At 62.3% G+C, this 15,581-nt stretch carries 18 protein-coding genes; 6 read left to right on the forward strand and 12 right to left on the reverse strand.

Annotated features, from left to right (window positions below; all coding sequences use genetic code 11):
- Position 1: 1 nt before the first annotated feature.
- The 5 genes from XH84_RS05855 to XH84_RS05875 all read right to left on the reverse strand — a co-directional run bounded on the left by XH84_RS05855 (position 2) and on the right by XH84_RS05875 (position 5,400).
- Positions 2–2,287, reverse strand: a complete 2,286-nt coding sequence (locus tag XH84_RS05855; RefSeq protein ID WP_128916811.1) for a heavy metal translocating P-type ATPase — start codon at positions 2,285–2,287, stop codon at positions 2–4.
- A 33-nt stretch (positions 2,288–2,320) separates the two neighbouring features.
- Positions 2,321–2,779 carry an EF-hand domain-containing protein gene (locus XH84_RS05860; protein ID WP_128917166.1) on the reverse strand — a complete coding sequence of 153 codons (459 nt, stop codon included), beginning with the start codon at positions 2,777–2,779 and terminating at the stop codon, positions 2,321–2,323.
- A gap of 222 nt (positions 2,780–3,001) precedes the next feature.
- Positions 3,002–3,196, reverse strand: coding sequence for a DUF2783 domain-containing protein (locus XH84_RS05865; RefSeq protein WP_100179269.1), 195 nt, complete (start codon positions 3,194–3,196; stop codon positions 3,002–3,004).
- Positions 3,193–4,830: an FAD-dependent oxidoreductase gene (locus tag XH84_RS05870; protein ID WP_128916810.1), complete on the reverse strand. Its 1,638-nt coding sequence runs from the start codon at positions 4,828–4,830 to the stop codon at positions 3,193–3,195. The genes XH84_RS05865 and XH84_RS05870 overlap by 4 nt, the downstream gene beginning before the upstream one ends.
- A gap of 27 nt (positions 4,831–4,857) precedes the next feature.
- Positions 4,858–5,400, reverse strand: a complete 543-nt coding sequence (locus XH84_RS05875; protein ID WP_057195783.1) for a VOC family protein — start codon at positions 5,398–5,400, stop codon at positions 4,858–4,860.
- Positions 5,401–5,523: 123 nt separating this feature from the next.
- Here XH84_RS05875 and XH84_RS05880 point away from each other — a divergent pair, with 123 nt between their 5' ends.
- On the forward strand, positions 5,524–6,015 hold the full coding sequence (locus XH84_RS05880; RefSeq protein ID WP_164935941.1) for a MarR family winged helix-turn-helix transcriptional regulator: 492 nt from the start codon (positions 5,524–5,526) through the stop codon (positions 6,013–6,015).
- Here the strand turns inward: XH84_RS05880 and XH84_RS05885 are convergent.
- Positions 6,012–6,551 (reverse strand): Lrp/AsnC family transcriptional regulator, encoded by a 540-nt coding sequence (locus XH84_RS05885; protein WP_128916809.1) that lies wholly within the window; start codon positions 6,549–6,551, stop codon positions 6,012–6,014. The two genes, XH84_RS05880 and XH84_RS05885, sit on opposite strands and share 4 nt — an antisense overlap.
- A 138-nt stretch (positions 6,552–6,689) precedes the next feature.
- Here XH84_RS05885 and hppD point away from each other — a divergent pair, with 138 nt between their 5' ends.
- Both hppD and XH84_RS05895 read left to right on the forward strand, forming a co-directional pair.
- A complete protein-coding gene (gene hppD / locus XH84_RS05890; protein WP_128916808.1) occupies positions 6,690–7,793 on the forward strand; it encodes a 4-hydroxyphenylpyruvate dioxygenase in 1,104 nt (367 codons plus the stop codon).
- Positions 7,790–8,185, forward strand: coding sequence for a Rieske (2Fe-2S) protein (locus XH84_RS05895; RefSeq protein ID WP_206734069.1), 396 nt, complete (start codon positions 7,790–7,792; stop codon positions 8,183–8,185). The genes hppD and XH84_RS05895 overlap by 4 nt, the downstream gene beginning before the upstream one ends.
- A 41-nt stretch (positions 8,186–8,226) precedes the next feature.
- On the opposite strand, the gene XH84_RS05900 is transcribed toward XH84_RS05895, so the two are convergent.
- From XH84_RS05900 to XH84_RS05925, 6 genes are all read right to left on the reverse strand, one after another.
- The gene (locus XH84_RS05900) at positions 8,227–9,093 is read right to left on the reverse strand and encodes a fumarylacetoacetate hydrolase family protein (protein WP_128916807.1); all 867 of its coding nucleotides are present in this window, start codon (positions 9,091–9,093) and stop codon (positions 8,227–8,229) included.
- Between the two features lie 35 nt (positions 9,094–9,128).
- Positions 9,129–10,109, reverse strand: coding sequence for a 3,4-dihydroxyphenylacetate 2,3-dioxygenase (gene hpaD, locus XH84_RS05905; protein ID WP_128916806.1), 981 nt, complete (start codon positions 10,107–10,109; stop codon positions 9,129–9,131).
- A 29-nt stretch (positions 10,110–10,138) separates the two neighbouring features.
- Positions 10,139–11,656: a 5-carboxymethyl-2-hydroxymuconate semialdehyde dehydrogenase gene (gene hpaE, locus XH84_RS05910; RefSeq protein WP_128916805.1), complete on the reverse strand. Its 1,518-nt coding sequence runs from the start codon at positions 11,654–11,656 to the stop codon at positions 10,139–10,141.
- Positions 11,657–12,087: 431 nt separating this feature from the next.
- Positions 12,088–12,861 carry an ImmA/IrrE family metallo-endopeptidase gene (locus XH84_RS05915; RefSeq protein WP_128948017.1) on the reverse strand — a complete coding sequence of 258 codons (774 nt, stop codon included), beginning with the start codon at positions 12,859–12,861 and terminating at the stop codon, positions 12,088–12,090.
- The gene (locus tag XH84_RS05920) at positions 12,858–13,256 is read right to left on the reverse strand and encodes a hypothetical protein (protein ID WP_128948018.1); all 399 of its coding nucleotides are present in this window, start codon (positions 13,254–13,256) and stop codon (positions 12,858–12,860) included. Before XH84_RS05920 ends, XH84_RS05915 begins: the two co-directional genes overlap by 4 nt.
- 10 nt (positions 13,257–13,266) lie before the next feature.
- Positions 13,267–13,872, reverse strand: a complete 606-nt coding sequence (locus XH84_RS05925; RefSeq protein WP_128948019.1) for a hypothetical protein — start codon at positions 13,870–13,872, stop codon at positions 13,267–13,269.
- Positions 13,873–13,987: 115 nt separating this feature from the next.
- Here XH84_RS05925 and XH84_RS40550 point away from each other — a divergent pair, with 115 nt between their 5' ends.
- From XH84_RS40550 to XH84_RS05940, 3 genes are read left to right on the forward strand one after another with little or no spacing between them, the layout of a single operon-like run.
- Entirely contained in the window at positions 13,988–14,482 is a 495-nt protein-coding gene (locus tag XH84_RS40550; RefSeq protein ID WP_245471607.1) for a DUF2604 domain-containing protein, read from the forward strand.
- Between the two features lie 2 nt (positions 14,483–14,484).
- The gene (locus tag XH84_RS05935) at positions 14,485–15,096 is read left to right on the forward strand and encodes a putative metal-binding protein (protein ID WP_245471608.1); all 612 of its coding nucleotides are present in this window, start codon (positions 14,485–14,487) and stop codon (positions 15,094–15,096) included.
- Positions 15,093–15,581 (forward strand): Mov34/MPN/PAD-1 family protein, encoded by a 489-nt coding sequence (locus tag XH84_RS05940; RefSeq protein WP_245471609.1) that lies wholly within the window; start codon positions 15,093–15,095, stop codon positions 15,579–15,581. Before XH84_RS05935 ends, XH84_RS05940 begins: the two co-directional genes overlap by 4 nt.

Below are 15,581 nucleotides of genomic sequence, written 5' to 3' on the forward strand. Positions count from 1 at the left end.
CCTATGCAGCGACGGCCTCGTAGATATCCTCCTCCTGAGCCGTGTGCATGCGCACCAGCGTTTCGATCGCCTCGATCACGCGCTGGGCATCTCGAATGAGGTAGCGGTCGATCTTCTCTGACGGCAGATCCTCCGCGATCCGGGCGAGTAGCCGCGCAAGATGCAATATCTCGCGATGCGCACGGCTCATCGCAGCGAGCCCGTGGCGGTCGCGCAGCACTTCCGTGAGCTTCGGATAGACGCTGTCTTCATCCTCGCGTTCGTGCATCACGACGCTACTCTGGACCAGTCGGTGGGCCTCACCAATCAAACCAGCAACGGATTCGGGCACCGCATCGTCCAACGCGTCGACGATCTGGCGCAAGCGGTCTAGGTCCTCGAGCAGCGCCTGATGATCGTGATGCAGCGTCAACCCCTGCTCCGCGGTGAGGCGCGGACCACTCCTGACGAGGGGCGGATTGAGGGCTCGCAGCGCGTTCAGAATGACGGCAACATCGATCACCTCCTGAACGATCGCGGCGGGGACGGGATCGAGCCAGCCGAGACTGGCGGCGACCATCGTCGCTAATGACAATCCCATCCCGACAAAGATGCTTTGCAGCGCAATGCGCCGCGCGCGTTGCGCAATGACGATCGCTTCGCCGACCCGATCCAGCCGATCCGTGAGAATCACCACATCCGCCGCCTCGGAGGAGGCGCTTGCACCGCGCGCGCCGAGCGCGACCCCGGTGTCAGCCACGGCCAGCGCCGGGGCGTCATTGATGCCGTCGCCGACCATGATGGTCGGATGCAGCCGCTGTTCGCTACGCACCGCTTCGACTTTGTCCGAGGGAACGCGATCGGCCAGCACCGCATCGAGATCGAGCGCCGCTCCAACAGCCTGAGCAGCTGCGGCGCGATCACCCGTCACCATCACCATCCGCGCGATGCCGGCATCGCGCAGCAGCCGGATCGCCCGCGGCGTATCGGCTCGCAATTCATCTGCCAGCAGCAACGCGCCGACGAGACGGCCGTCCACCGCGACAAAGACGATCAGCGCCGAGCGCCACGAGGCGCGTCGAATCGCCCGCAACTCCCATGGCGAGAGCTCGGCGCGCGAGACAAGCATCTCTGGCGAGCCCGCGATAACTCGGCGTCCGTCGATCTGGCCGCTGAGGCCGGCCCCCATGGTCTCCTTGACATGTTCCGGCGGCTTCAGCTTGAGCCCTTGGGCGAGAGCCGCAGCGACGACAGCCTTCGCAAGCACGTGATGCGAAGCCTGCTCGAGGGACGCCCCGAGCGTGAGGACCTCATCCGGATTCTCGCCCGGCGCAACTTCTACGGACAGCAACCGCGCCCCGCCCACGGTCAGAGTACCGGTCTTGTCGAACAGCACGGTGTGCGCACGGGCCAACGCCTCCAGCGCCCTCCCGCCTTTGACCAGGATGCCGCGGCGGGCCGCTTGCGCCACCCCGGCGATGAAGGCGACGGGCGCGGCCAGAATCAGGGGACACGGCGTTGCCGCCACCAGCACGGCAAGGCTGCGGGTCACGTCACCGGAGATATGCCATGCCACATAGGAGATAACGAGTGTCACCGGCAGAAAGATCAGCGCATACCGGTCTGCCAACCGCACAAAGGGAGCTCTCGCTGTTTGCGCCGCAGTCACCATGCGCACGATGCCCGCGTAGGTACTCTCGCTGGCCGGCGCGGTCACGGTCACCTGGAAGGTCTCACCGGCGTTCAGAGAACCAGAAAGAACCGCGCTTCCGCGCGTCTTCTCCGCCGGAATCGGTTCGCCGGTGACCGCGGACTCGTCGATCGTGGCGAAGGCCGACGCAACGACACCGTCGACCGGCACGATCTCGCCGGCATGCACCAGAAGCTCTTCGCCGATGCCGACTTCCTCGATCGGAATGTCCTCGATCCGCTCACTGGATTTGCGGTGGACCTGCCGCGGCGCCCGATCAACCAGGGATCGAAGATCATGCTCCGCCCGTGCGACCGCGATCTCCTCCAGGATGTTGCCACCGGAATACATCAGCGCGACCACAGCCCCGGCGAGCGGCTGTCCGAGCGCCAACGCCGCGCTCATCGACAGCAATGCGATCGCGTCCACTCCGACACGGCCTCTCAGCAGATCCTGGACGATCGAGACCGCCAATCCTGCAATGACGGGCCCCGTGCCGAGCGCCCAGGCGACATCGGCCAGGTCAGGCCGGCCTGCGGCTCGCGCGACAATACCCGCGCTCAATCCAGCGATTGCGATCGCAACCAAAGCCCATCGCAAGACCCGATCAAACGACATGGCTTGGCGCGCCCGCCCTTCGGTTTCCGCTCGCTATTTCTGCGGGAGGGAGCTCTTGCTCTTGTGCATGAACGTCATCATCTCTTCGAAAGTGAGTTTCCCGTCCTTGTCGCGATCCATCGCCTTGAAGATTCGTTCGTGAGCGACTTGAAACTCGGGCAAGGAGACGGTGCCGTCACCATCGGCATCCATCAGCGCGAAGATGATGCGGAAGACGACCGGCGGCTCCATGGCGTCACCGCCTGCCCCGCCTTGCCCCTTCATTCCTTGTCCCATCATTCCGCGCCCCATCATTCCCATCATATCTCCACCGCGCATCGGACTCTGCCGCTCGGCGGATGGGCTTGCAGGAGAATTCGACTGCGGCGACGCCGGCGCCTGCTCCTGCTCCTGTCCGGGATGATGGCCCTGGTGGTCCGCCGGCGATTGAGCCCAAGCCGGCTGGCCCAGGGTGACGACCAGCAACGCTGCAGCAATGGTTCGACCTAGCATGGTGCTTCCTCCGGCCTTGGTGTGGGGCCTAAGAAAGTGTCGAACTTCACCGAGTTTACCTTGAGCCAAGTCAAGAAAGCGGCTTCTGCCCCGATGGCTTTTCGGCGCGACTGACCCTCGGCGCCGAATTCAGCCGGCGAGATCGCGCAAAAAGGACCTGCCGCCGGCGCTGCCGGCGGCCTTCGTGCGACCTCCTCTCTCGCGAGGCGGAATTCCCGTGACCTAGCCGCCGCCCCTGCGGGCGCAGCCGATGGCCTCCGTCAGCACCTTGCGGTCGCCGATGTGATTGGCGAGCAACAGGATCAGCCGGGCATTCATGCGCAGCGCCTGCTCCTCGTCGAGATCGCGCTGGCTGTTGATCAACTCGGCGTAGAAGTCGTCGGGATCGGCGATGTTCGGTGACAAATTGAGCATCATGCCGCAAGCTCCGTCCGGTCGGCGATGTCATGGCCCGAGGCGCGCAGCATCGCCTCGGTGATCTTGGCCTCGTCGAATCCGCTCCAGCGCGCCGCGACATATTGATCGGGGCGGAACAAATAGGTGGTCCCGGGCGAAGCGCCGTAGCGCTGCGCAAGGAGACCTTTGGGATCCTCGATGTCGCGGCCGACGAGAATGAGTTTTGCCGCGAACGGCCCCACCGCGATCTCGATCTTGTCACTCACGTTGCCGAAGGCCACGACCGTGAAGCCGTCGCCGAGACAATGCAGGAACCAGGCGGGCTTGCCATCCACCGCAATCGGCGCATCCGCCGCATTCGTGCCGGGGCGCATGCCGCCCGGCACTGCGTCGTGGTCGGGGGTGTTGAGCGCCGACGTCACATAAGGGGTCGGGGTCGAGAGCCGGCCGCTGTTGACCAGCGGTCGCGCAAAGCCGTGATGCCGGGCGAGCTCCAGCACGGCGTCACGGAAATAACGGCTCGGTTTCGTCTTCGGGGTGATGAAGTCGGTGGCCCGCGTCGAGTTCAGGATGTTATCGTCCGCGGCATAGGCACGCTCCTCGTGATAGCTGTCGAGGAGGGCTTCCGAGGCCTCGCCGCGCAGCACCATCGCGAGCTTCCAGGCGAGATTGTCGATGTCCTGGACGCCGGTATTGGCGCCGCGTGCGCCGAACGGGGAGACCTGATGCGCGGCGTCGCCGGCGAACAGCACCCTACCTTGCCGGAAATTATCGATGCGCCGGCAGGCAAACTGATAGATCGAGACCCATTCGAGCACGAACTCGGTGTCCTCGCCGAGCATGGCGCGGATGCGCGGGATCACCCGCTCGGGCCGCTTTTCCTCCTCCGGATTGGCCTCCCAGCCGAGCTGGAAGTCGATCCGCCAGATATTGTCCGCCTGCCGGTGCAGCAGAACGGACTGGCCGGGATGGAACGGCGGATCGAACCAGAACCAGCGCTCGGTCGGGAAATCCGCCTTCATGGCGACGTCGGCGATCAGGAAGCGGTCCTGGAAGAACTGTCCGGTGAACTCGGCGCCCACCATCTTGCGCACATCGGAGTTGGCTCCGTCACATGCGATCACCCATTGCGCCTCCATGGTGAAGATGCCGTCCGGCGTTTCCACCGCGAGCGTCGCATAATCGGCGGCCTGCTTGAGGCTGATGAGACGGTGCTTCCAGCGCAGCTCGATCAGCGGATTGGCCCTGCACTGGGCGACCAGCATTTCCTCCAGATGATATTGCTGCAGGTTGATCATGGCCGGCCATTGGTGATCGGCCTCGGGCAGGAGATCGAACTGGTAGGACAGCTGGTCCTGGAAGAACACCTTCCCGACATTCCAGCTGACGCCGCGCTCGACCATGGGCGCCGCGCAACCGAGGCGGTCCCATATCTCGAGCGGACGCTTGGCGTAGCAGACCGCGCGCGAGCCGATCGAGACGGTGTCGTTGTCGTCGAGCACCACGACCGGCTGGCCGCGTGCCGCGCAGTCGAGCGCCGCGGTCAGGCCGATGGGACCTGCGCCGATCACCACGATCGGATGCCGCTTCACGATTCCCTCGGCCTGCTCCTGGGAACGCCGATAGCCGAACTTCGGATAAATGTAGCTCGTCATGTTCGCTTCCTGATGCACGGCCAAGGATCAATGCGCGTCCGCGAATTCCTTCTCGTGCATCCAGGCGGTGTGGCGCGGCGGACGCTTGGTGCGCGACCATTCCTCGACCATCTCGTGCGCAACCGACTTCATGCGATCGATCTGCTCGGGCGTGGCGGTCCAGGCCGCGATCTCCAGGCGATGGCCGCTGGGGTCGCGGAAATAGATCGACTTGAAGATGGTGTGGTCTGTGACGCCGACGACGTCGAGACCGGCCGCCTCCGCGCGCGCCTTGGCCTCTTCGAGTTCGGCGAGGTCCTTGACCTGAAAGGCGATGTGCTGAGTCCAGTCCGGCGTGTTGGGATCGCGGCCCATCGGCGGCGAGTTCGGCAGCTCGAAAAAGGCGAGGATGTTGCCGTTCCCGGCATCGAGGAAGATGTGCATGTAGGGATCCGGCGCCTTGGTCGACGGCACCCGGTCCTCGGCGATGGCGCCGAGAAGGTCCATGTTCATGACCTTCTTGTAGAACTCGACGGTGGCCTTGGCGTCGACGCAGCGATAGGCGACGTGATGGATCTTCTCGATCTTCATGATTTCGCTCCCTGGATTTGCGGTTGCGAAATTGGTATCAGATGTTACTATTTTCTGGATTTGATCTGGATCAAGTGGCTCGGAAGAATCTGCCATGTGGACGGGTGGGGCGGAAACGGCGTGATGGGACGTTCGGGCGAAGCGCGAGACCGGGAAACGGCCGGGCGCGGCACGGCGCAGGATGGTGGCGAGCTCGAGCTGCAGCAATATTTTCCGTACCGGCTGGCTCGCCTGGCCGAGCAGGTGTCGCTGGCGGTGGCCGAAGTCTATTCCGAGCGTTTTGCGCTGACGCGGCAGGAATGGCGCGTGCTTGCGATCCTCGGTGTACGCCCGGAAATTGCGACCAAGGAGATCGGTCCGCTGACGACGCTGGACAAGATGCAGGTCAGCCGCGCCGTCCAGGGACTGGAATCGCGCGGCATCGCGAGCCGCAAGCATCATGCCGGCGATCGCCGCGAGCTGATCGTCGCACTGACCCCGGCGGGCCGCGCCCTCTATCGCAAGATCGTGCCTTTCGCGCTGGCACGGGAGGCGGAGCTGCTCGGCGTGCTGACCGCCGAAGAGGCAAAAGTGCTCGATCGGGTGATGCACAAGCTGTCGGCAGCGTTGAGCTAGCTGGATCGTCTAGATCGTGGTGATGAACCTTTCCTTCGCGACCTGGAGCCTTCCGCAGCACGCGTCTCGGCAGGGATGAGGTGCCCAAGGGGCAATTGCGAGGTTTGCTTCAGGCGATCGAGAACGATGGATGAGCGCACATGCGCAACGCTGTCGTGCGGCAGAAACACCTCGTTGAGAAGCCGCGAGAGCGCCTTCAAGTCGGTGATCGTCGCCTTGATGAGGTAATCCGCTTCGCCTGTGAGCGCATACGCCTCCTGCACCTCCTCCAGGCTCTCGATCAGCTTGAGGAAGCGCCTCGAATTGTCCGGCGAGTGTGTTGCAAGCGTCACCTGCACGAAGACGACAATGCCGAGTCCGAGCGCTTCACGGTCGAGATGAGCGTGGTAGCTCGCAATCGCGCCGGCATCTTCGAGCGCGGCGCGGCGGCGCGAGCATTGCGATGCCGACAAACCCACGATGTCAGCCAGTTCGAAATTCGACAGACGTCCATCGGATTGAAGCGCCTGCAGCAATTTGACGTCGAACTGATCCATGCATGATCCTTGCGCCTAGATGCGGATCTCTGCATGTTTCACGCACTACCAGGCTTTGTCGAGCGGATTTTGCGGAGATCGTGCAGTCGGCTGGCAGTATATTTCCTGTCAGATCAGATACCATTCCAGGAGCTCGACATGGGTCCCTTCCCTCACGATGCCCCACCCGCCACGATTTCGGCAGCCAATCCGGCCGGCACCGATGGCTTCGAGTTCGTCGAGTTCGCCCATCCGGAGCCGCAGAAGCTCGCCAGGCTCTTCGAGCAGATGGGCTACACGGAGGTCGCCCGACACAAGACCAAGGACATCTCCCTTTGGCGTCAGGGCAAGATCAATTACGTCCTGAACCGGGAGCCGAACTCCCATGCAGCGCGCTTCGTCGGAGAACACGGACCTTGCGCGCCGGCGATGGCTTGGCGCGTCGTTGACGCCAAACACGCCCTGAAGCGCGTCCTGCAGCTCGGCGGCACCGAGTATACCGGCAACGACAAGTCGCTCGACGTGCCGGCCGTGGTCGGCATCGGCGGATCCCTGCTTTACCTGGTCGAGACCTATGGCGCGAAGGGCTCGCCCTATTCCGCCGAATATGACTGGACCGTTGAGGCCGATCCGACCCCGAAAGGCGTGGGGTTCTATTATCTCGATCACCTCACGCACAATGTCATGCGCGGCAACATGGACACCTGGTACAAGTTCTACAGCCGGACGTTCAATTTTCGCGAGATCCGCTACTTCGACATTTCGGGCAAGCTGACCGGCCTGACCTCGCGCGCCCTAACGTCCCCCTGCGGCAAGATTCGAATCCCGATCAACGAAAGCGCGGACGACAAGAGCCAGATCGAGGAATATCTGCGCCAGTACAAGGGCGAGGGCATCCAGCACATCGCCGTCGGCACCGACGACATCTATGCAGCGACCGATGCCATCGCCGATCGCGGGCTCGAGTTCATGCCGGGCCCGCCCTCGATCTACTACGACAAATCGTTCGACCGCGTGAAGGGCCACACCGAGCCGCTCGATCGCATGCGCAAGCACGGAATCCTCATCGACGGCGAGGGCGTCGTCAACGGCGGGCTGACCCGCATCCTGCTTCAGGTCTTCTCCAAGACCGTGATCGGCCCGATCTTCTTCGAGTTCATCCAGAGGAAGGGAGATGACGGCTTTGGCGAGGGCAACTTCAAGGCCCTGTTCGAGAGCATCGAGGCCGATCAGATTGAGCGCGGCGTGCTCAAGGCATCTTGAGGGAGGCAGCAATACCCGGCGCATGGAAGAGCTATCGCGGCGCGCCGGCCGAGGGAACCATCCTGTGTAGCGCCAGTGACATTGGCGAAGGCAGCCTCAAATCGATCAAAGCCGGCCCGTCGGATTTTCCGATCCTGATCGTGAGGTCAGCGGGCACTCTCGCGGCCTATGTCAATGCATGTCCGCACCAGTACCTGCCGCTCGATCATCGCGGTGACAACTTGCTGAGCGCGGACGGCATGGTCCTTCGGTGCACCAATCACAGCGCCGGCTTTCGCGTTCAAGATGGCGCCGGCGTCGAAGGACTGGGCTTGAATTGCGCCCTCGATGCCATTCCGATCGCCGTGGACGACAACGGCCGAATCCGCGTGCACGCCGCATCAGCGGCCTGATCAATCAAGATCCCATCGCTGGTCCTGGCGGCCGACGAATATCATGCATCTGCAACCGTATTGCGGAGCACGCCAATGCCCTCCGCTTCCACCTCGACGACGTCGCCGGGCTTCAGCCAGATCGGCGGATCGAAGCGTGCGCCGGCTCCCGTCGGCGTGCCTGTGACGATGACGTCGCCGGGAACCAAGGTCGTGAACGTCGAGATGTAGTTGATGATCTTGCGGAAGGAGAAGATCATCCGGCTGGTGCGGTCCTGCTGGCGGACTTCGCCGTTGACGCGCGTCTCCAGTTTGATGTCGGCAAGCTGGCTCTCGTCGGTATAGGGGATGAGCCAGGGTCCCATCGAACCGGTCGCGTCGAAGTTCTTGCCCTGCGTCACGTTGAACTTGGCGTGCCTGACCCAATCGCGGATCGTGCCCTCGTTGCAGAGCGATAGCGCGGCGATGTGGCCCAGCGCCTCGGCTTTCGCAATCCTGCGACCGCCCTTGCCGATCACGATGACGATTTCGCCTTCGTAATCAAGCTGCGGACTCTCCGGGGGACGCAGCAGAGCCTGTTCATGGCCGGTGAACGAGCGCGGAAAGCGGATGAAGAGCGAAGGATTCGAGGGGGCCGCCTGCCCGTCCTTGTATTCCTCGTTGCGGTCGGGAAAGTTGACGCCGACGCAGATGATCTTTTCCGGTGCCGGCACCGGAATCTCATAGCGGATGTCTTCGACCGGAAAATCCGGCGCTAGCGCGGCGCTCGCCTCGGCCAGCGACAGCAGCGCGCCGTCCTCGATCACCTGGCGCAAGGTGGGCCAGCGCTTGCCGTGACGTCCGGACAGATCGACCACGCCACTTTCCAGCAACAAGCCGTAGCCGAGCGAACCGTTGCGGTTGAAACTGATGAACCTCGGACGAGACATGCGTGGCCTCCCTTGTTGACTGTGTCCCGACCCGATCAGGGGGCGATGATCGGCTGGGCCGCCAGTTCGGCGTCGCGCGGCTGGATTCCGGCGAACAGGCTGCCATGCTCGAACCAGGATTTCGGCGCGGGTGCCCCCCATAGCGTCTGACGCTGCGGGTCCTTCAGATCCCATTTGATCGGCTCGAGATCGGGATCGACCGTCTGGTAATCCGAGCAGTAGATTTCGATCCGATGGCCATCCGGATCAAGGATATAAAGGAAGAAGGCATTCGAGATGCCGTGGCGGCCCGGACCACGTTCGATGTTGGAAACCCATCCGGTAGTCGCCATGAGGTCGAGAAGATCGATGATGTTGAGCGGGGTCGGCACCCAGAATGCCGTGTGGTGCAGGCGCGGGCCGCGGCCATTGGTGAACGCCAAGTCGTGAACGCCACCTTTGCGGTGGGTCCAGGCTGCCCATAAGCGTCCGGTCTCCTCGTCCTCCGTGTACTCCGTCACGCGGAAGCCGATCTCGTTGTAGAAAGCGACGGATTCGTCGACGTTCGGCGAGAAGCAATTGAAGTGGTCGATACGGAGCGGCTTCACACCCTTGTAAAGGGCGTACTTCTGATGGATCGGCGGCAACCGGTCCATCTTCGAATAGAACTCGAGCGGAATGCCGTGCCGATCGCGGGTGCGGAACGTGCGCGACTGATAGGGACGCTCCACCCATTCGACCGGCAATTCCTTGCTCTTGAAGAATTGGGCCGCTTTGTCGAGGTCCTGTTCGCCGAACACCTTGAAGCCGAGATCGCGGGCCTCGATCTTGTCGGACTTCTTCAGCACGATGCAATGGTGGCCGCGCTCTTCCATCGCCCGAAGATAGATCGCATCGGGGCTTTCGTCCGTCACCTGCAGACCGAGCGTGTCGACATAGAACGCGCGGGACTTGCCAAGGTCGCTCACGCCAAATTCGACGTGACTGAGACGCACGATATTGAATGGCGGATAAAGGTTGGGCGTCGGCAATGCCATGATGTCCTCCTTGGTTTGCTGCGGACCGCTTAGCCGCCCAATTTCTGGATCTTGTGCGCGGTGGTGGCGAACGCGACGTTCTTCGTCTCCATATAGAAATCGAACGACCAATCCCCGCCGTCGCGTCCAATGCCCGAGCTCTTCACGCCGCCAAACGGCGTCGGCAGGTGGCGAACATTCTCCGAATTGACCCAGATCATTCCGGCTTGCAGCCGGTCGGTGAAGCGGAAGGCACGCGTGACGTCGGCAGTCCAGAGATAGCCGGTGAGGCCATACTGAACGTCGTTGGCGAGCGCGAGCGCCTCCGCCTCGTCCTTGAATGGAATCGCCGTCAGGACGGGGCCGAAGATTTCCTCCTGTGCGATGCGCATTTGGTTGTTGGCGCCGGTAAAGAGCGTCGGGGCGACGTAGCAGCCGCCGCCGGGACCATCGACCTTGCGGCCGCCGGTGGCAATCGTCGCGCCCTCCGATCTGCCGATCTCGACGTAATCGAGGACCTTCTTCTCGTGCACCGGATGGATCAACGGTCCGATGACGGTCTCGGGATCGAGCGGATGCCCCACTTTTATCCGGCCGGCCTTCTCGGCGACCGTCGCGGTGAATTTGTCGTAGATGCTCGCCTCGACGAGAAGACGCGAGGAGGAGGTGCAGCGTTCACCGTTGAGAGAGTAGATCATGAACAAAGCTGCGTCCGCGGCGCGATCGAGGTCGGCATCCGCGAACACGATCACCGGGTTTTTGCCGCCCAGTTCGAAATGAACGCGCTTCAGCGTATCGGCGCCCTGCTTCATGATCATCGAGCCGGTGCGGCTTTCTCCGACGAATCCGATCGCCTTGACGAGCGGGTGCTCGGTCAGCGCCTTGCCGGCGTCTTCGCCAAAACCGTTGACGAGATTCCAGACGCCTTTGGGCAGACCGGCCTCTTCCGCGATCTCGACCAGCAGACGCGCAGTCAGCGGCGAGAATTCGGCCGGCTTGTGAACGATGGTGCAGCCGGCCGCGAGCGCCGGCGCGATCTTCCACGTCGACAACATGAAGGGCGTATTCCAGGGCGTGATGATGCCCACCGGGCCGATCGGCACGCGGGTGGTCATGTTCACCTGGCCATCCGTCCGAAGCGACTTGCCATCGCGCGCCTCGGGGGCGCGGTCGGCAAAGAAGCGAAAATTCTCGGCTCCCCGCAGCGCCGCCTTGGCCATGAATTTGAGGGACTGCCCGGTATCCATGCATTCGACGAAGGCGATTTCTTCGGCGCGGGCGACGATGGCGTCGGCAACCCGGTGCAAGAGCGCTTTCCGGGCCTCCCCGGATGTCTCGGCCCATTGCGCAAAGGCCGCGTGCGCGGCCTTTGCGGCCCGATCAATGTCGGCCGCCTTTCCGTGCGACACCTTGGCGAGCGGCTTCAGATCGACCGGAGAGATCGTTTCGAAGACCGCACCGTCTGCGGCCGGAATGTCTTCGCCGCCGATCCGATTGGGCACCCCGTGCTGCGTGAACCGGGCGAGGTAGCGTTCCGCCTTGGCGATGTTTTCCGCAAGCTTGGACATCACGGTTCACTCCCTCGTTCGAGCCGCTTGCGAGCGGCAGCATTTTACTTAACATGTTAAGTATTCCGGCCGCTGTCAAGGGGTTTTGCCTCGAGGCAGGCGCAAGCTGACTGAATAAGCCTCGCGGCCAGGCGGGAGCCCCCGCCTGCACGACCGAAGCGGCCACAATCGCCGGAGCGGCGCGTGAACGTGATTGTCAGCTTGAATATTGGCTGGGGCGGGAGGGATCGAACCTCCGAATGGCGGAATCAAAATCCGATGAATACACTAATAAAATCAATGGCACTTCTGAATTTTCCCCTTCCATTCACCCATTGATCGCGTTGAGGAATTTCCTGCGTTCAGAATGCCTCCGCCCGCGCATTGCGTGCCCCTCAAGCTGCACAAGCGAGATCTGGGGCAGACTGATCGTCTCGCATGGAGCCGCGAAGTCAGTCGCGAAGCATCTTCGTATCGTTGAAGAACAGTATCGTGCAGATCTGGTCGGCCGCGACACGGAAGGTCTCTTCATAGATCTCGAAGTTTTCGGCTCCCCTCCGGTCGAACCAGGCATCGGCACCGATGCGCCTAGGGCCGCCTTTGTCCTCATGTTTTCCGAACAGGGCGGAAAACGCATAGCTCTCGTGGTCCAATTCCTGTTTCGGAAACCAGTGTTCCGGCACGCTCGGCGCCTTTCTGAACCAGGCACGCCCCTGTTGCGAATGGGATACCAGCATGATCGGAAAGAAATCCGTCTCCGCGATCTTCAACGCCGTGGCGGTCAGGCTTGCATCGAAAGCTTGGGCAGTCTCCCTGACGGCCTCGAGTGTGGGTCGTCGGAAGGCTCTGAGCATCGGCTCGAGCAGATACCGCGGCAACAGAAGGTCCGATGCATAATCATCGGCTACCCGCTCCGGATCGGTCGCGGAACGCTTTCGATTACCGATGTCGTCCGACCGGCAGATGAGGCAGCGTCCTCGATGATGATGCCAATGCCCCAGTTCATGTGCGATCGAAAATCGCTTTCGTCGGGGCGACGCCTTGGCGTCGACAGTGATGATCGCCCGATCGTCCCGTCCGACGATCCTCGCTTCGCAAGAGTGCAATTCGCGAACCTTGATCCGAGCGCCCAATTCCCAAGCGATGGCCTGCAAATCGATCTCTTCGGGGCGATCTATCCCGAAATCCTGTAGAAGCAGCTCCGGCAGAGTGAGGCGACGGCTCACGACTGGTCTCGATCCTCCGCTTCCCACGCGTCGAGTTCCGCGAGGTCCTCGTCCAGGCTGGCGGCATCCGCCTCCGCGTTCGCCCTTCCGCTCCTAGCGGCTAAAGTCATCTTCTTGTCCAGGACGGGATCCGATTTTCGCAAAGATAGCACCCGTTGGCCGTCGGCCCTCATCCCGCTGCGGGCCGTAGCGGCGCCGGCGACATGGAGCGCGACATCGGTCTTCGCACGGGCCAAGCGCAGTTTTCCGACCATCCCTTTCGCTCGAAGTAGGTCTTTACGGGATGCAGCGACGTCGTCCTTGCCGACGAGCCCGGCCGCTTCCGAGTCGCTCAACCCCAGAATTTCCTCGATGATGGCCTCGTCGAGCCGATCGACGCGCTCTTTTTCGCTCATGGCCGTGTCCTCAAAGCGGTACGCCGTCGGGGAAACTTACCTGCAATTTACGAATCCATCGTTTTCGGGCGGCAGCCAACCCCTTGGTGTCGGTGCCGAGCACGACTTCAAGTTCTTTTCCGCGCTGGCCGTCGGCCAACGCCTCGACCAAAAGTTCGAGTTCGTAGTCCCCGGACACCAGCTGCCCTGCTCTTTCGACCTCTTTCGTATACATGGTCCGGGCCAAAGCCTGATCTTCCGGAGACGGCGTGTTCTGATCTTCCGGCTCTTGGACCTCGCCGGCGCCGTACTCCGGTATGTAGACGAGCTCCAGCCCGGCATTCTCCCGTGCCCTTTTGCGGGCCCTGGGCGTTTCAGACGCGACGCTGCGGATGGTGCCGGCAAGGAACTCCACTATGCCGACCCCGACCTTACAGGTTCGGCTCGACAAGACCCTCAAGAAGGCTTCCTGCCTCAGATCGTCTTCCGACATGTTCGTGCGGGGCGCGAAGTGACGCGCGACCATCGTCAACCGACGGTGGTCGTCGTCACTCAACCCATCGAGCGCCGCCCGGATCTGTGCCGCCGTGTAGCGGATAGCACCCGGGCCGGATTCTTCGGAATCTTCGGACCGCATGAGGCCCCCCTGTTGGGCAACCTACTGGTGAATGCGTCAGCGAAAGCGGATTCGGACACAAATATTTTTGCGTCCGAATCTACCCCAGCGAGCGCATTGGTGTGTAGATGGCAGCATGTCAGCTGTCCACGATAACGCGGGGTTTGGCCCGGAAAGGTTAGCTAACATGTCTGAATCGGGAAATAAATCGGCCGAACAGTTCGACCGCGAGGCCGAGTTCTTGAAGAAGGAGATCGAGGGCGTCAACGAGGTCATTCGATCCGAGGAAAAGATCAAGCACGACCTCGAAAAGCGCGAGCATGAACTCGAAGAAGAGGCCCGTCGCGAGCGCGAAAAGCACGATCACGACCATGATCATGGCCATCTCGTGCGGATCACCATGGTGGTCAATGGCCAGCCGGTCGTCATCGAGGCCGAAGAGAAGGAAAAGCTGACCGAGATCCGGCAAAAGGCACTGCAGGAGACGCAAAATTTGGCCCAGCCGGCCGAAAACTGGGAAATCAAGGACGAAGCCGGAGCCGTGCTGGATCCGGAGAAGCGCGTCGGCGAATACCACTTCGGCAAGGAAGTCACCCTCTTCCTCAGCCTCAAGGCGGGGGTCGCCGGTTAACCGTGACACAGGTCGTTGATCCCGAGGTATCACGCGCCAAATTCGACCGGGAAGTCGCCGCCTATCGTAACCTGGAGGCAACCTACCGGAAGCGGGGATGGCTGCTGCTCGATGCCGAATTTCCCGAAATCTTCGTTGTCTTCGCCGCGACGAAGCTTCGACCCGCTCCCATCGTCGCCGCCGTCGTCGTCGACTTCACGGACTACGATCTGCAACCGCCGTCCGTTCGCTTCGTCGACCCGTTCACGCGCGAGAAATTGCTCGCCTCGAACGTGCAGTTTCAGATGCTTCGGCGTCCGCCGATGCCCGGCATTCCACCGGAAGCCATGGCGGCGCTGATGCAACAAGGGGGCCTACAGCTGTCGAGCATGATCCAGGCCAATAGGCCGGACGACTACCCATTCATCTGCCTGCCGGGTGTCCGGGAATATCACGACAATCCAGCGCATACGGGAGACTCATGGCTGCTGCATCGGGGTTCTGGCGAAGGCTCTTTGGTCTTCATTCTGGAGAAGATCTGGATGTACGGAGTGGATCCGCTCTCGACGTACAACTTCCAAATTCAGGCGCAAGTGACCGGGGTCATAGCGCATCTACAAGGAATTCCGGAGTGAAGCGGCTGGCCGACGTAGAAAAGGTCATAGTCAAACGGCGGGACGCGCAACTCGTCCATTCTCACCTTCGCGACGTTGGTCGCCAGGGATATGAGGGCTTGGGGCTCTGGGCGGGTCGGCAGAGCGGATCGTTATTTCAGGTCGATCGAGCGATCATACCGGCCCAGCGCCACATCCGCACCGCCGACGGCGTGTGCGTCATCACTGGAGCTGAAGAACTCCACCGCATCAATGTCTGGCTGTACCGAAACGGCCTGACGTTGATCGCGCAGATCCACAGCCATCCAGGGCGCGCCTATCACTCCAGTACCGATGACGAATTCGCGGTCGCCACCACGGTCGGTTGCTTCTCGTTGGTCGTGCCGGATTTCGGGACCGGACCGCTCGAGATCGGTCGGTTCGCGTCGTATCGGCTGGATGCATCGGGGAGCTGGCGCGAAATCTCGGCCTCGCGCGCAGCCCAGACGATAGTGATCGAGGACTAG

Origin of the sequence: Bradyrhizobium nanningense, from assembly GCF_004114535.1 — a bacterium.
Classification (GTDB): Bacteria; Pseudomonadota; Alphaproteobacteria; order Rhizobiales; family Xanthobacteraceae; genus Bradyrhizobium; species Bradyrhizobium nanningense.